14 protein-coding genes and 3 pseudogenes are annotated in these 14,631 nt (G+C 62.3%); 6 read left to right on the plus strand and 11 right to left on the minus strand.

What is annotated here, in order from left to right; translation table 11 throughout:
- Positions 1-282: 282 nt before the first annotated feature.
- Complete coding sequence (locus tag LJ655_RS11230) at positions 283-1,863, plus strand: Na+/H+ antiporter (protein ID WP_230561314.1); 1,581 nt, start codon at positions 283-285, stop codon at positions 1,861-1,863.
- Between the two features lie 87 nt (positions 1,864-1,950).
- Here LJ655_RS11230 and LJ655_RS11235 read toward each other — a convergent pair whose 3' ends face one another.
- On the minus strand, positions 1,951-3,669 hold the full coding sequence (locus LJ655_RS11235) for an FAD-dependent oxidoreductase (protein ID WP_230561315.1): 1,719 nt from the start codon (positions 3,667-3,669) through the stop codon (positions 1,951-1,953).
- 623 nt (positions 3,670-4,292) lie between these two features.
- On the opposite strand from LJ655_RS11235, the gene LJ655_RS30355 reads away from it, so the two are divergent.
- On the plus strand, positions 4,293-4,634 hold the full coding sequence (locus LJ655_RS30355; protein ID WP_425605800.1) for a DUF3331 domain-containing protein: 342 nt from the start codon (positions 4,293-4,295) through the stop codon (positions 4,632-4,634).
- Positions 4,635-4,782: 148 nt separating this feature from the next.
- Positions 4,783-5,190: an OsmC family protein gene (locus LJ655_RS11240; RefSeq protein ID WP_230561316.1), complete on the plus strand. Its 408-nt coding sequence runs from the start codon at positions 4,783-4,785 to the stop codon at positions 5,188-5,190.
- Between the two features lie 213 nt (positions 5,191-5,403).
- Here LJ655_RS11240 and LJ655_RS11245 read toward each other — a convergent pair whose 3' ends face one another.
- The 5 genes from LJ655_RS11245 to LJ655_RS11265 form a co-directional block, all read right to left on the minus strand.
- The gene (locus LJ655_RS11245) at positions 5,404-6,246 is read right to left on the minus strand and encodes an alpha/beta fold hydrolase (RefSeq protein WP_230561317.1); all 843 of its coding nucleotides are present in this window, start codon (positions 6,244-6,246) and stop codon (positions 5,404-5,406) included.
- 292 nt (positions 6,247-6,538) lie between these two features.
- Positions 6,539-6,928 carry a hypothetical protein gene (locus tag LJ655_RS11250; RefSeq protein WP_230561318.1) on the minus strand — a complete coding sequence of 130 codons (390 nt, stop codon included), beginning with the start codon at positions 6,926-6,928 and terminating at the stop codon, positions 6,539-6,541.
- Between the two features lie 85 nt (positions 6,929-7,013).
- Entirely contained in the window at positions 7,014-8,222 is a 1,209-nt protein-coding gene (locus LJ655_RS11255; RefSeq protein ID WP_230561319.1) for a cytochrome P450, read from the minus strand.
- A 15-nt stretch (positions 8,223-8,237) separates the two neighbouring features.
- Positions 8,238-9,143 (minus strand): ketopantoate reductase family protein, encoded by a 906-nt coding sequence (locus tag LJ655_RS11260; protein WP_230561320.1) that lies wholly within the window; start codon positions 9,141-9,143, stop codon positions 8,238-8,240.
- 126 nt (positions 9,144-9,269) lie between these two features.
- Positions 9,270-10,073 carry a response regulator gene (locus tag LJ655_RS11265; RefSeq protein WP_230561321.1) on the minus strand — a complete coding sequence of 268 codons (804 nt, stop codon included), beginning with the start codon at positions 10,071-10,073 and terminating at the stop codon, positions 9,270-9,272.
- Positions 10,074-10,310: 237 nt separating this feature from the next.
- Here LJ655_RS11265 and LJ655_RS30205 point away from each other — a divergent pair.
- Positions 10,311-10,448, plus strand: a pseudogene (locus LJ655_RS30205) (epoxide hydrolase N-terminal domain-containing protein); the annotation flags it as partial.
- Positions 10,449-10,514: 66 nt separating this feature from the next.
- Here LJ655_RS30205 and LJ655_RS11275 read toward each other — a convergent pair.
- From LJ655_RS11275 to LJ655_RS30360, 4 genes are all read right to left on the minus strand, one after another.
- A complete protein-coding gene (locus tag LJ655_RS11275; protein ID WP_230561322.1) occupies positions 10,515-10,970 on the minus strand; it encodes a universal stress protein in 456 nt (151 codons plus the stop codon).
- 155 nt (positions 10,971-11,125) lie between these two features.
- A complete protein-coding gene (locus LJ655_RS11280; RefSeq protein ID WP_230561323.1) occupies positions 11,126-11,377 on the minus strand; it encodes a zf-HC2 domain-containing protein in 252 nt (83 codons plus the stop codon).
- Positions 11,378-11,383: 6 nt separating this feature from the next.
- The gene (locus LJ655_RS11285; protein ID WP_230561526.1) at positions 11,384-11,935 is read right to left on the minus strand and encodes an RNA polymerase sigma factor; all 552 of its coding nucleotides are present in this window, start codon (positions 11,933-11,935) and stop codon (positions 11,384-11,386) included.
- A 213-nt stretch (positions 11,936-12,148) separates the two neighbouring features.
- Positions 12,149-12,559 (minus strand): hypothetical protein, encoded by a 411-nt coding sequence (locus LJ655_RS30360; RefSeq protein ID WP_425605794.1) that lies wholly within the window; start codon positions 12,557-12,559, stop codon positions 12,149-12,151.
- Positions 12,560-12,756: 197 nt separating this feature from the next.
- Between LJ655_RS30360 and LJ655_RS11295 the strand changes: the two are divergent.
- Both LJ655_RS11295 and LJ655_RS11300 read left to right on the plus strand, forming a co-directional pair.
- A pseudogene (locus LJ655_RS11295) lies at positions 12,757-13,435 on the plus strand (amidase family protein).
- A gap of 110 nt (positions 13,436-13,545) precedes the next feature.
- Entirely contained in the window at positions 13,546-14,346 is an 801-nt protein-coding gene (locus tag LJ655_RS11300; protein WP_230561324.1) for an SDR family NAD(P)-dependent oxidoreductase, read from the plus strand.
- 132 nt (positions 14,347-14,478) lie between these two features.
- Here LJ655_RS11300 and LJ655_RS11305 read toward each other — a convergent pair.
- Positions 14,479-14,601, minus strand: a pseudogene (locus tag LJ655_RS11305) (IS3 family transposase); the annotation flags it as partial.
- Positions 14,602-14,631: the final 30 nt, after the last annotated feature.

The following is a 14,631-nucleotide window of genomic DNA, read 5'->3' on the forward strand; positions in this document are numbered from 1 at the left end:
CTATGGCCACGATTCGGCGCCGTCGTCGCGCTCACGCAGGACCCAAAGCCCCGATCGAACGGATAGGCCGAATGCGCCGGAGGTTAAATATTCTTAATCGGACGCTTCCCGATCCAGACAAACTTATACTTTTTCCGCGAGCCTCTTCGCGCAGTTCCTATCACGCCACATTCACCAACCAGGACTCGCACCATGAAACCGCACATCCTTTCGCAGCTTGCCCATGTTCTCGCCGTGGTCGTCTACGCGGTGATCGACGTTCAATCCCCGGGCCGCTAGCGGATGAGCAACGTCGAGTTTTTCCATTACCTCCTGCTGTTGATCTGCGGCGCGGGCGCCCTGACGTGGCTCGCGGAGCGCATCGCGATCCCGCCTGCCGTCGTTCTGCTGCTCGGCGGGTGTGTGATCGCAGTCGCCGGCAGGCGCGTGCCCGACGTGGACCCGAACCTGCTGCTCACAGCCGTGCTGCCGCCGCTGCTGATGTCGAGTTCGTTCTATACGGCGTGGAAGGAATTCCAACGCGGCATCGGCACGATCGTTTCGCTCGTGCTCGGGGCCGTGACGTTCACCACCGTCGCGGTGGCTTTCTCCGTGCATGCTTTCAACCCGAACTTGCCATGGGCGGCATGCTTCACGCTCGGTGCGATCGTCTCGCCGCCCGACGCGGTCGCCGCCAAAGCGATCCTTCAACGCCACCCGCTCCCCGCCAGGCTTGTGGCCGTGCTGGAAGGCGAAAGCCTCGTGAACGACGCGTCGGGCCTGCTGCTCTATCAGATGGCGGTCTCGGCAGCGCTAGCCGCGACCATTACCGTCACGAGCGGAACAGTGCTGTTCTTTACGCTTACCCTGCTCGGCATCGCGGTCGGCATCGTGTGCGGCCAGGCCATGTGTTGGGTGTTGCCGCGTCTGGGCGATCCTATGCTCGGCATCGTCGTGACCTTCGTTATGGCGTGGGCCAGCTACGGGATCGCGGAGGCCGTCGGTGGATCGGGTGTGCTGTCCGTCGTGACCTGCGGTCTCGTGCTCGGCATTCGCCAGCATCGGGTCTTCGACGCCGATCTGCGCATCAAAGCCAAGGCGACCTGGGAAGCGGTCGTGTTCGTGCTCGAGGCGCTGGTCTTCATCCTGATCGGCCTTACACTGCATGCGCTTCTGTCGCGGGTGAATCACGAATCGGCCGTGTTGACGGCCGGACTGCGTGTCGCGTTGCCGGCGACTGCGGCAGCCATCATTGCGCGGCTCGCATGGGTGTTCGCTGCGATCTGGCTGCCCGACCAGATACGCGCGAAACGCCCGGGCCGCCAGCCGTGGACCTTCAAGGAAGCGGTCGTGCTCGGCTGGGCGGGTATGCGCGGCGTCGTCAGTCTGGCGGCCGCAATCGCGCTGCCAGCCAATTTCCCTGGCCGCGACCTGATCGTCTTCAGCACGTTTCTGCTGATCATCGCGACACTTGTCGTGCAGGGCGGCAGCCTCGCACCGCTGATCCGGCTGCTGAAACTGCGCCCGACGGCCCGTCACACCATGTCCGAGCATGAGGCGCGCGCCCATACGTTCGGCGCCTCTCTCGCTGCGCTCGAGGAAATCGACGAGCGCTCGTCCGGCATCGAACGCGCGACGTTCGAACGGCTGCTAGCCGAATACCGGATTCGCGTCACCGCGAACGAAAGTGCCTACCGGCTGGGTGCGGACCGAATCGAACACCGTGCGCAGTTCCTGCGTGTCGAACTCGAACTCGTCGGGGTGTCGCGCGGGGCATTGCTCGGCCTGCACCGCGACGGCAAGGTAGACGACGCGGTCCTGCATCGCATCGAATCCGAGCTTGATTTCGAGGAACTGCGGCTGATGCGGCTGCTCGAGCCGTAACGGCTTGCATCCACGTCGGCCTTTAACGAAAACTATTGATCGTGCCCACTACGGTTAAGGCTGTGCTCACGCCGCGCGCAACGCCGCTCATTGCGCGCCTCGAGAAACCTTGACGCGCGCCTCGTCCCGACTGAGCCACGCATGAATCTGGCTGACAACCGCCGCGCCGTCTCCTACCGCTGCGGCCACCCGCTTCGGCGCGCCTGAACGGACGTCGCCGATCGCGAAGAGCCCCGGCACATTCGTCTCGAGCGGGAAGCGTTGAGCGCCCGCTCTCGCATCGGACGGCCCCGTTTCGACAAAGCCGCGCTCATCCAGCCGAACGCCCATCGATGTCAGCCAGTCCGTTTTTGGATCCGCGCCGATGAACAGGAAAAGATGCTTCGTCTCAATGAGCTCGCTGCCATTTTCGTGATGAAAGACGCGGATTCGCTCAAGACCACCGTCGCTCGCTTCCAGTGATTCCAGCGTGCATCTTGCGCAAATCGACACGTTTGGCAGAGCGCTGAGCCGGTCTATCAGGTAACGGGACATGGTCGCTTCGAGACCATGTCCACGTATCAGAACCCGTATGCTCTTCGCAAAGTTCGCGAGAAAGACGACCGCCTGCCCAGCCGAGTTACCGCCGCCAATCAGCACGACGTCTTTCCCACTGACGAGACGCGCCTCGATGGGCGACGCCCAATAGTAGATCCCTCTGCCCTCGAAACGCTCAAAGCCCTTCACGGAAGGCTTCCGATACACCGCTCCGCTCGCGACCACGACTGTCCGCGCACGAACGCATTGTCGATCGGAGAGCGCGAGCAAGAAGTTGCCCGCCGCGCCTTCGACCCGATCGACCGCAGTGGGAATGGCGACGTGAACCCCAAATTTCAATGCCTGCTGAAACGCGCGTGCTGCAAGGGCTTGCCCCGATATGCCAGTCGGAAAGCCAAGATAGTTCTCGATACGAGCGCTCGCACCGGCCTGACCACCTGGCGCGCGCCGATCGAAAACGACGACCGAAAGGCCTTCCGAGGCTGCGTAAACGGCCGCCGCAAGGCCCGCCGGACCTGCGCCGATGATCGCGATGTCGTAGCGCTGCTTCGCACTGAACGTCGGCACGAGGCCGAGCCGGGTGGCGAGCTCCGCTTCGTCGGGCGCCCTCAGGACCGACCCGTCCGGGCAGAAAACAAGCGGAAAGTCCTCGGCCTTCGAAGTGAGGCCGGCAAGCAGTTGCACGGCGTCCGAATCCTTGTGTGCATCGATCACCGCAGCCGGATAGGCATTGCGCCGCAAGAAGCCTTGCAGGCGGACCACCCCCGGGTCGTCACCCTTGCCGACGATGATCGGACCGAGCCCCTGCTCGATGAGCCCGAGACGCCTCAGGATCAACGCGCGCATGATGTGCTCGCCCAACTGGGCGTCCGCGATGATCAGCGCCCGCAACTGGTCCGACGTCAGGACGAGCGTCTCGCAGTCAGTCATGGCGATCGCGTCCACCAGCGACGGTTTGCCGGTGAGTTGCGCCATTTCGGCCATGAAATGGCCGTCATGATGGTCTGTCACGACGGTGGTACGCCCTTGCGGATCGCACGAATAGATCCGGACATTGCCGCGCAGCAAGACGAATAGTCCTTCCGCAATGCGCCCAGTTCTGAAAATCGAATCGCCGGCCTTGAACGATTTCGGGCGGCCATAGCGGCTCGCACTGCGAATCTCCGCACTGGAAAGGCGCGGAAACATCTGATGCTGCCGATATTCGAGGGACGAAAACGGAAGCTCGGATTCGAGTGAGCCTGCGTGTGTATTACCTGCGTCGATCATATTCGCCTCGCCTGCCGACCGCGTTGAGTTGGAGTCAGGATGTTAGCGACAGCACACCCAGAAGTCGTTGTTGCGAAGCTGAATAGTTCTGAAGAGACCAGCAACCCCGGCGAGGATCGTGCGGGAAGCGCTTTGCCATCGGATGGGCCATTGCGCCCTGCTCGACACGAATAGACGCTCACGCGACACCCGGCAACACCGGTCAGCGTCTCAAACAGTGGTCCGAGCAACCTCGACAAGAAGTGACATTGCTACTTGTCCCACGCTTGCACGATCCTTGGGCCGTGGCAGCCTGCTGTGAGGCGCCGAGCGACACATCGGACGGCGCCGCGTCCCACCGTCAGCGCGTAAAGTTTCAGGAGTTTTAATCCGCTGATAAAGATCATTTCTGGCCGATCCGATCCAAAATACGCGCATCAATCTGACTTCAACGCGATGTTCTGCGCGCAACGTCTGAAGCGGAATTGGCACCGACGGAGTGTGCCATTGATCGCGTGTATCCGATATGGAGCTGCTCAATGTATCCTTCAGCTAACGACGAGCCGTGGCACCGAACCATCGTCTCACTTCAGCTCGCATCGCAGCGGACATTGCAAACGAATGCCGCAAACCCAAACCGCACAATGGTCCGGAGCCAGCCCGCGGGTACAGCATCGAGGGGATCGAGTTCGGATGCTGCGTTCTCCGGATCGATCCGAATTCTCGAACGCCTTTCTCAAACCACTGTCTCGCTCTGCTGGTATGACGCAACGTCCGGACATTATGCCGATCAGCTATGGCAGCGAGTGCATTCACGCCACAAGACGATCTGCACCTTAACAGGCAAGCGCGTAAATCGTGGCGACGCGATTTACCGTCCCGCCGGGCGCGGTCGTCACGCCTCCAACGCGAATCACTCGATTCTCGCTTCCGTATTGGAATTCCACGAAGCTCGGGGCTCGGTATTATTGCGAAGGTCCGCGTAGCGACTATCACAACGCATCGCGAAGTCGAGCGGATGTCGAACAATGGCAAAATCGTTTCAACCGGCACAGTAGCGGTCCCCGACATAACCCGGCGCATTCCGTTGCCATCTGAGTCCGGCACCCATCACCTTACACGGAAGAATTAGTCATGCCCCTCGCCTCTGCCTCCGCTCGTCTTGCGGCCGATGCGCCGAACTACGTCGTCGCCATCGATGCCGGCCACCATGCGCTGGTCGGCGACGAAGGCCCACACGAAGGCGGTGAAGACCGCGGCCCGGCTCCGTTTGAATTCGTGCTGTCCGGGCTTGCGGCCTGCACGGCCGCTACATTGCGTATGTACATGCAGCGCAAAGCGTGGCCGGCCGCCACGGTCGGTGTGGAGGTCAGTCTGCATGCTGACCACGACGGCACGCAGTACATCCGGCGCAGCGTCTCGGTTGACGGGCCGCTGGTGGACGCACAACGGGCGCGGCTCGCCGAGATCTGCGAAAAGACGCCCGTAACGCTCTTCATCAAACGCGGCACTCGTATCGACACGACGCTGCGCGTCAGCTAGCCGGCCGGAGCGCCAGCCTCGTCTTGATTGCGCTACGTGTCTGCCGCTTAACGAGGCTGCTTGTCGGCGGTGGTTCGATTAAAAGGTTTTGAAAGCTACCCACATGCCAGATTCGCAGCGAGTTCCGCAACGCGATGGCGCATGCCATCGCTGCGGGCGCGATCGGTGCGTCGCCAATGATTCAAACGTAATGCAGTTGTCGCGCAGCGGCAGCTACCGGGCCTTGTTGCCGTGGCTCGCCTGCGCGAACTCGAGAAGATCGCGATTCAGTCGCTCACCGTGCGTAAGCATGAGAGCATGCGGCGCACCTTCGTACACCGCAAGCTTGGAACCCTTGATAAGCTTCGCCGTAATGCGCGACGTCAGTTCGAGCGGCGCGGTCCGATCGTCGCCTCCATGGATAATCAGCGTCGGAACTGTGATTTTGGCCAGATCTTCTTCAAAGTCCGTTGCCGAAAAAGCGGTCACGCACTCAACCGTCGCCTTGATGCTTCCCTGCAATTCCATCGCCTGGAGCCAGTTCAGCACTTCAGCCGTCACGGCCGAGTCCGCCCTGTTTGAGCCGGTCATGAGCGGGTTGAACCCTGCGAGGAAACTTGCCCGGTCTCGTCGGATCGCTTCGCGCATACCCTCGAATGTGCCCGGGTCCACACCTTCTGGGCGGGATTCTGTTCGCATGAGTCCCGGCGTCACCGGACCAATCAGGACAGCGCCAGAGACGCGACTGCTACCACACCAGGCGAGATACCGAACCACTTCTCCGCAACCCATCGAAAAGCCAACCAGCAACGCGTCTTCCAGGCTCAGCCTGGTCATGACGGCGTTCAGATCGTCGGCCAACGTTTTGTAATTGTAGCCATTCCAAGGCTGGTCCGAACGGCCGAAGCCGCGCCGATCGTAAGCGACTGCACGAAAGCCGTTGTTCGCGAAATGGAGCATCTGGGAATCCCACATGTCCGAATTGACCGGCCAACCGTGGATGAAAACAACGGGGCGTCCTGCGCCCCAGTCCTTGTAATAGAGAATCGTTCCGTCGGAAGAGGCGAGGTAGCTCATGCGTGTCTCCGTGCATGGATAACGAAATCAGACCACGCTGTTCCAACGGCGTATCGAGATCGAAGCGACTCAGTGGAATCGGGATTGCGTGATCACCTGATTACGCGCCAGGGCGCGACTGTTGAGCTTACGGGATGACCTTCCTGAATACACTTTCTATTTCTGAAAAGATATAAAACAGTCGGTTCAGTTCAAGCTCGCTCACGGATACATGCACGCGCGAGCGCGGGCGAGCGTCTGGGTTGGCATCTGGCGATACTCCCCGATGGAATTGAAAACGGGAATGGCCGGTTCAATTCAGTAGCGCCTGCTGTTGGACTGCAGCGGTCTGCCCGGATGGGACAAACGACGTGCGAACGAATACGAGGAGCTTGAGCAGTACTTCGACGCTCAAAACGGAAAAGGCGAACGGGAAGGTTCTGGCAAGGTCCGGCAGTGTCAGCGAAACGGCGACCGCGCTGACAGCGCACGCGAAAGCGAGCAAGCGGGCGGCAAGACGGCGGCGTAGCAGCGTCGCGGCGACTAACGTCGTCCAGGCCGCTTTGGCAACGAGTACTGCCACGATTTCCGCCGGCGATTCAGAGACAAGCATTTCCAGCGGCGTTTCGCTCATGCAGAACAATGCAAGAAGCAAAAGCATCACGCGGTCGAATCGATTGCACCGAGCCGTTTGAACGGTCATCGCGCTTCCTTGAAGAAGTGAAGACAGGGGTCGCGCAAGCGAGCGGTCGCTTCGGTCGGTGGCGCTTGCGTGCGAACCGTTGCGCTCAGCCCGCGCTGGTCCGCACCCGTAACGACGTCACGCCGCGCAGGTTGTTGCGGCGATGCCAGACCAGCGCCTCCAGATCCACCGGACCAAGTGCCGGGAACCGGGCCAGCAGCGAGCGCATCGCGACATTGAGTTCGAGAGCGGCGAGCCGCGCGCCGAGGCAGTAATGAATGCCCGCGCCGAACGCGAGCGCAGGCGTGCCGGCGCTGCGCGCGAAGTCGAGCGTGTCGGGTTCAGTGAACACTGCCGGGTCGCGATTGGCCGAGCCGATCAACATGAATACCAACGAGCCGCGCGCGAGCGACACGTCGCCAAGCGCGATGTCTTCGAACGCGGTACGCACCAGCATCTGCACCGCGCCGTCGTAGCGCATGCACTCGGCGATCGCGCGCGGCAACAGTTGCAGGTCCTGCTGCAACGCGGCCCGCTGCTGCGGATGGCGAAACAGCGCGATCATCATGTTGCCGATCATGTTCGACGTGGTCTCGTGACCGGCGATGAACAGGAGCAGCGCATTCGACACGACTTCCTCGTCGCTCAGCCGCAAGCCTTCGTCTTCGACGCTCAGCATCGCGGAGACCAGATCGTCGCCCGGTTGCGCGCGCCGCTCGGCGACCACGCCGGAAAAGTAGCGCTCGAGCGTGAGCGCGGCTTCGTCCGCCGCGTGCAGTCCGGCTGCGTCGAGCGGCGCGAGATCGAAGGCCGCGACCAGCCGGCTCGCCGCGTCGCCCAACGCGGTGGCGTCGGCAACTGGCACGTCGAGCAGCCGGCAGATGATCCGCACCGGCAACGGCAATGCGTAATCGGCGACCAGATCGAACTCGGCGCGCGCGCCGAGTTGGTCGAGCAGTCCATCCGTGGTCGCCTCGACGATCGCGGTCAGCTTCCCGATGCCGTGCGCGTTGAAGGTTCTCATCAGCAGCGCGCGCAGCCGCGTATGGGCGGGCGGATTCATCATCAGCAGCGTGCGGTTCAGCGACTGGAACACCGGTTGCGCCGTCGCGTTCGCGCCATAGCGCGCGGCCACGCTTTGCATATACGTCTTGCCCATGCGCGCGTCGCGCAGCAACGTGTCGATGATCTCGAAGCGCCCGGTCACGAACGCGCTCGGTCCGACCGGCACGAGCGGCCCCGCGGCTCGAATCTTTTCGTACAACGGATAAGGATTGGCGAAGAAGGCGGGCGAGGAGAAGTCGGAAAATTGCATGGATGTGAGGGACGGTTAGGCTGGCACCGCGAGCTTCTGTTCCAGCACCTTGACGAGTGTGTGAAGAGTGCGGTTGGCCGGTGTCGCGATGCCCGCGATCATGCCGCGACGGACAATCGCGCCGTTGAGAAAATCGATTTCGCTGGGTTTGCCGCGCGCGAGATCCTGCGCGGTCGATGAATACTGTCCGGGCGGAATCGTCGCTTCGATCCGCTCCACCATGCGCGCGGCGTCTTCGTCGAAATACACGCCTTCGGCTGCGGCGACCGCGACGCATTCGGCCACCACGTCGCGCATCGTCTCGCGCAGCGCCTCGCGAGGCGAGATCGCGCCGAGCGGCAACTGGACGATCGCAGACACCGCGTTATACGCGCAGTTCAGGATCAGCTTTTGCCACAGCGCGACGCGTACGTCGGCGGCAATTCCGGTCGGAATTCGCGCGTCGCGCAGCACGCTTGCCAGCGCTTCGCTGTGGGGCGAAGCCTCGAGCGCCAGTTCGCCGCGGCCATGGTGCAGCAGGTGACCGGCGCCCGCCATTTCGCACGCGACATAGACGGCTGCGCTCAGCACCGGTTGGGCGAGCGCGTCGCGCAGCAGCGCCGCGTTATCGACACCGTTTTGCAGGCTGACGACGAGCGCCCGCGGCGCCAGCACCTGGCCGAGCAGCCGCGCGGCGGGCGCGGTATCGGTGGATTTCACGCAAACCAGCACCACGTCCGCGCACGCGGCGGCTTCAATTCCGGTCGCCGCGCGCACCGGCACGCGTACATCGAAGTCTCGCGACTGGATCCGCAAACCCTCTGAGTTGATGGCCTCGACATGCACTGGCCGGCCGACCAGAACGACGTCGTGGCCGTGGCGCGCGAGCATGCCGCCGTAATAACAGCCGACCGCGCCGGCACCGAGAACTGCAAACCGCATAGATGACTCCGTTTGCGCCGCGTGGGCTCCTCCATCCGGAACACGCGAGCGCATGGGTTTATTCCGTCGCGCGCTTGGGGACGAGCAGCCAGCGCGCGAATTCAATTGCGAGTACGAACCGGCGGCCTATTCACACCCCGCCATCGACAAAGCGGCGCGCTGCCGTCTCGCATACGGCGGTTCGGTGCGCTCCGGCGCGAGTCGCGGCAGAGTTGTCACCGAGGCAGCAAAAATATAGCCCTCGTTGCGCAGCGTCTTGATGTAGCGGGCCGCGCGCGCCGTGTCGTTGAGCTTCTGCCGGAGCCGGCTGACCAGCAGATCGATCGAGCGGTCGAACGGACCCGCGTGGCGCCGCTGCGTGAGATTGAGCAACTGGTCGCGCGTCAGCACGCGGTGCGCATGGTTCAGAAACATGCGCAGCAAGCGATACTCGGCGCCGCTCAGCGCGACGACCGTATCGTCGGCTTCGAGCAGATGGTGCGCGGTGGTGTCGAGGCGCCACTCGCCGAAGCTGAGCACGGGCGGATCCTCGATCGGCTGCAAATCCGGCGGCAGCATGCGGGTTCGGCGCAGCACCGCGCGAATTCGCGCCAGCAGTTCGCGAGCCTGGAACGGCTTGGCCATGCAATCGTCCGCACCCATTTCGAGGCCAATGATGCGGTCCGCGACTTCGCTGCGCGCGGTGAGCATCACCACCGGCACCGCGCGATGGGTTTCACGCAATGCGCGATACAGCGCAAAGCCGTCTTCGCCGGCCAGCGCCAGGTCGAGCAGGATCAGGTCGGGCGCATGCCTGCCCAGATACTGAAGCATTTCCCTTCCGTTGCACGCGGTCGAAACTTGCATGCCGTTGCGCCCGAGGTAACTGGCAACCAGTTCGAGTATGCCGCGGTCGTCGTCGACGACCAGGATGTGATCGGATTTTTCCATGATCGTCAGAAGTGGGACAGAAGGGCTGTCGATACACTGTAGGCAGATTAATCGGAAGCGGCCGAATCAGCCATTCGATCCTCGATTGAGGCGCCAGATAATTAAGGATAACGCGCCTCATACCTTCGTATAAAGGTACTGTGTCCAATAGAGAATAGGATTCTGGCCGCGTCGGCAGCAGTTGGCGCTTTTGCGTTATTTCCGCAAACGATTTACGCCGATACTCAGAGCGAAAAAATCCGCCCGTTCAAAGCCAATATTCCGGATGCGTCGCTGACCGATTTACGCCAGCGTCTCGCCAATACCCGCTGGCCCGCGAAAGAAACCGTCAGCGACGAATCTCAGGGCGTACCGCTCGCGCGTGTCCAGCAGCTGATCGAGGGCTATGCGCTGGCCGATTCGCGTCAAGCGGGCGGGGCGCGACGATCGGCGTGGGAGCAGTCATGTCTGCGCGGATTCGAGCGTCACGGTAACGATCGTGGCGCCGGCGAGGCGCTCAGCCAGATCGACGTGAACCGGACGGGCGTTCCACCATCTGGCGCGCCGCGCTCGGGCACGGTGGCCCAGCACGATCAGGTCGGGGTTGAACGTTTGCGCGTGGCGCGCGACGACGTCCGCAATCCGGCCGTATTCGACGGATCCGTTCGCGCGCACGCCGATCTGCGCGAGTTGGCGGACCGCATCGCTCAACGACTTGCGCGCGACTTCTTCGAGGTGCACGTAGGCGACATCGGCAAGCAGGCCGCCGCAGATGGCGTTGGCGCTTTCCGCATCGACCACGGCAACCACGTCGACGGGTGCGCGCAAGGCAAGCGAGAGCCGCGAACAGCGTTCAAGAGCGGCTTTGGCTTCGCTCGTTCCGTCGTAGACGAGCAGCAGGCGAGAGAAAGAACACATAGCGCGATAAGGTTAAAGGCGCCGGTGGGGGCGCCTGACCAAACGGGAACGTGAACCCGGGCGACCACTTGTGGCGCGGACGTGGCCGGGCTCGCAATCAGAACAGTTCGTTATGCGGATTTATTCCATTCCTCTTGCGCCGCCTGTCCCGCGGTCTAATCCAACTGCCCGCCATTACGGCGAAACGTTCGACGCAACGCTGTGCGGCGGTCGCGAGAGAAAACGCGCGTTCGTCCTCGAGGGCGTGGCCGGTTCCGGCGCAACTCATCTTGATACGGTAGCGAAGACGCCGCGAACAGTGCGACGCGCGCCGCGATCCCGGGTGACGTGTCGAGCGCATTGTTCACCTCTGCGCGCTCGCGCGGCGTCAGTTCGCCGTCGACATATGCGATGAGCAGAAATGTCATCGATCGTTATGTTCCAATTTTCTCGCGGTCCGCGCCGCCGGTCGCGCGCGGTTCGTCTTCCGGCTCGGTGAACTGTGAGCCGATCGCCTGACGCGCCCGCGAAAGCCGGCTCATCACCGTGCCGATCGGCACCTGCAGCACGTCGGCGGCTTCGCTGTAGCTCAGGCCCTCCACTGCGACCAGCAGCAACACGACGCGCTGCGCGTCGGGCAAGCGATGAACGGCGCGGATGATCTGTCCGTTCATCGCGTGTTGCTCCGGCGACTTCGCGGCTGGATCGGCGATGGTTTCCATCAGGCGGTCGTCCCACTCGGGCCCTGCACCGTTGCGCACATTGCGGGCGCGCAACTCATTGAGCCACGTCGACTGCACGATCGAGAACAGCCAGCTTAGCGGCGCGGTGCCGGGTGCCAGTTGATGCGCGCGTTCGAGCGCGCGCACGCACGCGCATTGCACGAGATCTTCGGCATCGTGCCGATTGCCCGAAATGCGCAGCGCGAATCTCCATAAGCGTGGAAGCATGGCCGGCAACAGCGCGGACAATTCGGCGGCAGTCATCGTCTCGGTGGAATTCATAAGTCGACGATACGGTTGAGCGGCAACACCGGTGGCTCGACAGGAACCCCTGGCGGGCGAACGACACTCGATGCAATCGCGAAGCGCCTCACTCGTCGCGACCCAGGCGATCGGCGTGAAGTGGCGCGCAGCGGGTAAAGCCGATTAGAACAACTGCAGGTATCTGGGATTTGTCCGCGCGGCCGATTATTGAAATCATTTGTATCTGTTTGCGGTCCGTACACATGGCGACACAAACAACGCGCTTTTTTCGCACGCCTGCCGGTTTGCCTGGTTGGCATCGAGGCCTGCCGAGGCGCACACCAGTGCGCGCGGGAAATCCAGAAGCTTGGCCACACTCTCCGCCTGATGGGTAAGCGGCTCTTGCCGGCCGTTATAGACGGCGACTGAGGGAGACATCAAAGCGGTGTCCATCATTTCCGATCTGATGGACACCACTTTGACACGGTCAGCAGAAAAGAATCCGGGTTCCGGTATGGGGCGCGACACGAAATTGCTGATACATGCAGCCGGCTCGACCCACGCTTCGTGGCGTCGCTGTCGTCTGGATACATTTCGATACGTCGGGGAAACAGGCTGGATACATTGCGCGATTCTAATGTCCATGTACCGCTCGCAACGCACTCGCGTGGAGAGTCGCGGGCTTTATGTGTTCCCACGTTTCATCAACCCGAAAATATCAAGGACAAGACGATGAACCTTCGACAAGTTTTGGTAAGTGGAAGCCTTTTCGCGCTGTTGGCGTCATTCGCTACCCTGCCGGCATTCCTGAATGACCGACACCCATCCCGAATGGAGCCGACATGAATGAACTGTGGCGATTGTCCGCAGTTGATCTGGCGAAGCGTGTAAAAGGCCGCGACGTATCCGCACGCGAGGCAGCGGAGTCGGCCCTCCAGCGTCTTGACGCCGTGAATCCGGTGATTAACGCAGTTGTCGCGCATCGGCCGGAATGGGTGCTCCAGCAGGCCGATGAGATCGACCGCGCGATTGCACGCGGTGAAGATCTGGGACCGTTGGTGGGAGTGCCCGTCACCACGAAAATCAACATCGATCAGGCCGATTTTGCGACCACCAACGGCACACGTCTTCAGGAAAACCTGATCGCCGTGGTCAACAGTCCCGCTGTCGACAATCAGCCAGTCGCTCGTGCGGCGCACGACGTTGCTGCGTCAATGGCGCCTGTTCCTCGATCAGTACGCGGTCGGGCTGATGCCGGTGTCCGGGGAATTGCCGTTTGCCCAGGATCTCGACCAGCAGGGCGCGGCGGGCTTCGATCGCGTGTGGGAAGCGCAGCTGACGATGCGTGCGCTGCCCGCGATGGGGCTGCCCGGTCTGACAGTGACCACTCAATTGATCGACGACGTGCCGGTCGGTGTTCAGATCGTCGCCGCGCACTATCGTGAGGACCTGTGCCTGCTCGCCGGAGAAGCGATTGAAGCGCGCGGCGTGCCGGTTGCGCCGGTCGATCCTCGGGTTTGAACGGGCTTCGGACGCGAGCGCGGAGATCATCTGTCTGCTCCGGCCACTTCTGCTGCGGACAATGAACTCAGTCATACACACGAAGAAATTTTCCGATCGAGGAAGACGTTATGGATTTGAAACTGAAAGGGAAGCGTGCTCTGGTCACGGGATCGACTACGGGGCTGGGCGAGGCAATCGCGAAGTTGCTGGCGGCCGAGGGAACAACGGTGATCGTGCATGGCCGCAACTACAAACGTGCAGAGGCCGTTGCATCAGCGATCATTGCGGCGGGTGGCCAGGCCGAAATCGCGCCAGGCGATCTGGCAACCGATGCAGGAGCCGACGCGGTGGCCGCAAGTTCGAGCGAAGGCGGTGCTGTCGACATTCTGGTCAATAACGCAGGCTACTACCACCATCTCAACTGGAGCACGGCCTTGCCCGCGAAGTGGATCGAGACCTATGAGGTCAACGTCCTGTCCGCCGTGCGCATGATCCAGCGACTGGTGCCTGCCATGCGCAAGCGCGGTTGGGGACGCGTGATTCAGATCGGAGGCGGACTCGCTGGCCAGCCGATCCCCATGCAACCTGACTACAACGCCTCGCTCGCCGCGCGGCACAACCTGGCCGTTTCGCTGGCGCGCGATCTCAAGAATTCCGGCGTGACCTCGAATATCGTCGCGCCCGGCGCGATTCTCGTGCCTGCCGTCAAGGAGCTGTTGGAGAAGATCGCCCCGCAGCATGGATGGGGGGACAGTTGGGAGGACATCGAGAGAGGCTTTGTGCGCGACATGGTGCCCAACGACGTCGGCCGCCTGGGCCGCCCGGAAGAGATCGCGGCGGCGGTGACCTATCTGGCGAGCCCCTATGCCGATTACGTGAGCGGCGCCACGATCCGCGTCGATGGTGGCACAGTTCGCTCCGCGTTCTGAACACTTGAGAAGTGCAACCGCGGTCTCCGACATTCCGTTCGAAAACGTCGCCGTCGGCAAGCAGCATGTAGGGAACATTGCGGCAGCAGGTCACTGACTTGCCCTGTTTCACGACTCCCATAGCCGAGGCCGTCAGGCCGCTTGCCCCTGCTGAGCGATGGCCCTATTCTTTTCGAACGTCATAGGACTGACGTAGTTCAATGTCGAATGCAGTCGGCGAACATTGTAGAAGCCGAGCCAGTCAGCGATTTGGTCCGGCGACACGGAGCAAGCTGCAGACCTGAA

Origin of the sequence: Paraburkholderia translucens, from assembly GCF_020881035.1 — a bacterium.
Taxonomy (GTDB): Bacteria; Pseudomonadota; Gammaproteobacteria; order Burkholderiales; family Burkholderiaceae; genus Paraburkholderia; species Paraburkholderia translucens.

What these genes read in the sequence shown, in the direction of transcription:
- LJ655_RS11265 (WP_230561321.1), bottom strand. Translation starts at nt 10,073, where the DNA reads ATGGAAAAATCCGATCACATCCTGGTCGTCGACGACGACCGCGGCATA.
- LJ655_RS11255 (WP_230561319.1), bottom strand. Translation starts at nt 8,222, where the DNA reads ATGCAATTTTCCGACTTCTCCTCGCCCGCCTTCTTCGCCAATCCTTAT.
- LJ655_RS30355 (WP_425605800.1), top strand. Translation starts at nt 4,293, where the DNA reads ATGGTCCGGAGCCAGCCCGCGGGTACAGCATCGAGGGGATCGAGTTCG.
- LJ655_RS11300 (WP_230561324.1), top strand. Translation starts at nt 13,546, where the DNA reads ATGGATTTGAAACTGAAAGGGAAGCGTGCTCTGGTCACGGGATCGACT.
- LJ655_RS11245 (WP_230561317.1), bottom strand. Translation starts at nt 6,246, where the DNA reads ATGAGCTACCTCGCCTCTTCCGACGGAACGATTCTCTATTACAAGGAC.
- LJ655_RS11240 (WP_230561316.1), top strand. Translation starts at nt 4,783, where the DNA reads ATGCCCCTCGCCTCTGCCTCCGCTCGTCTTGCGGCCGATGCGCCGAAC.
- LJ655_RS11260 (WP_230561320.1), bottom strand. Translation starts at nt 9,143, where the DNA reads ATGCGGTTTGCAGTTCTCGGTGCCGGCGCGGTCGGCTGTTATTACGGC.
- LJ655_RS11275 (WP_230561322.1), bottom strand. Translation starts at nt 10,970, where the DNA reads ATGTGTTCTTTCTCTCGCCTGCTGCTCGTCTACGACGGAACGAGCGAA.
- LJ655_RS30360 (WP_425605794.1), bottom strand. Translation starts at nt 12,559, where the DNA reads ATGGACATTAGAATCGCGCAATGTATCCAGCCTGTTTCCCCGACGTAT.
- LJ655_RS11285 (WP_230561526.1), bottom strand. Translation starts at nt 11,935, where the DNA reads ATGACTGCCGCCGAATTGTCCGCGCTGTTGCCGGCCATGCTTCCACGC.
- LJ655_RS11230 (WP_230561314.1), top strand. Translation starts at nt 283, where the DNA reads ATGAGCAACGTCGAGTTTTTCCATTACCTCCTGCTGTTGATCTGCGGC.
- LJ655_RS11235 (WP_230561315.1), bottom strand. Translation starts at nt 3,669, where the DNA reads ATGATCGACGCAGGTAATACACACGCAGGCTCACTCGAATCCGAGCTT.
- LJ655_RS11250 (WP_230561318.1), bottom strand. Translation starts at nt 6,928, where the DNA reads ATGACCGTTCAAACGGCTCGGTGCAATCGATTCGACCGCGTGATGCTT.
- LJ655_RS11280 (WP_230561323.1), bottom strand. Translation starts at nt 11,377, where the DNA reads ATGACATTTCTGCTCATCGCATATGTCGACGGCGAACTGACGCCGCGC.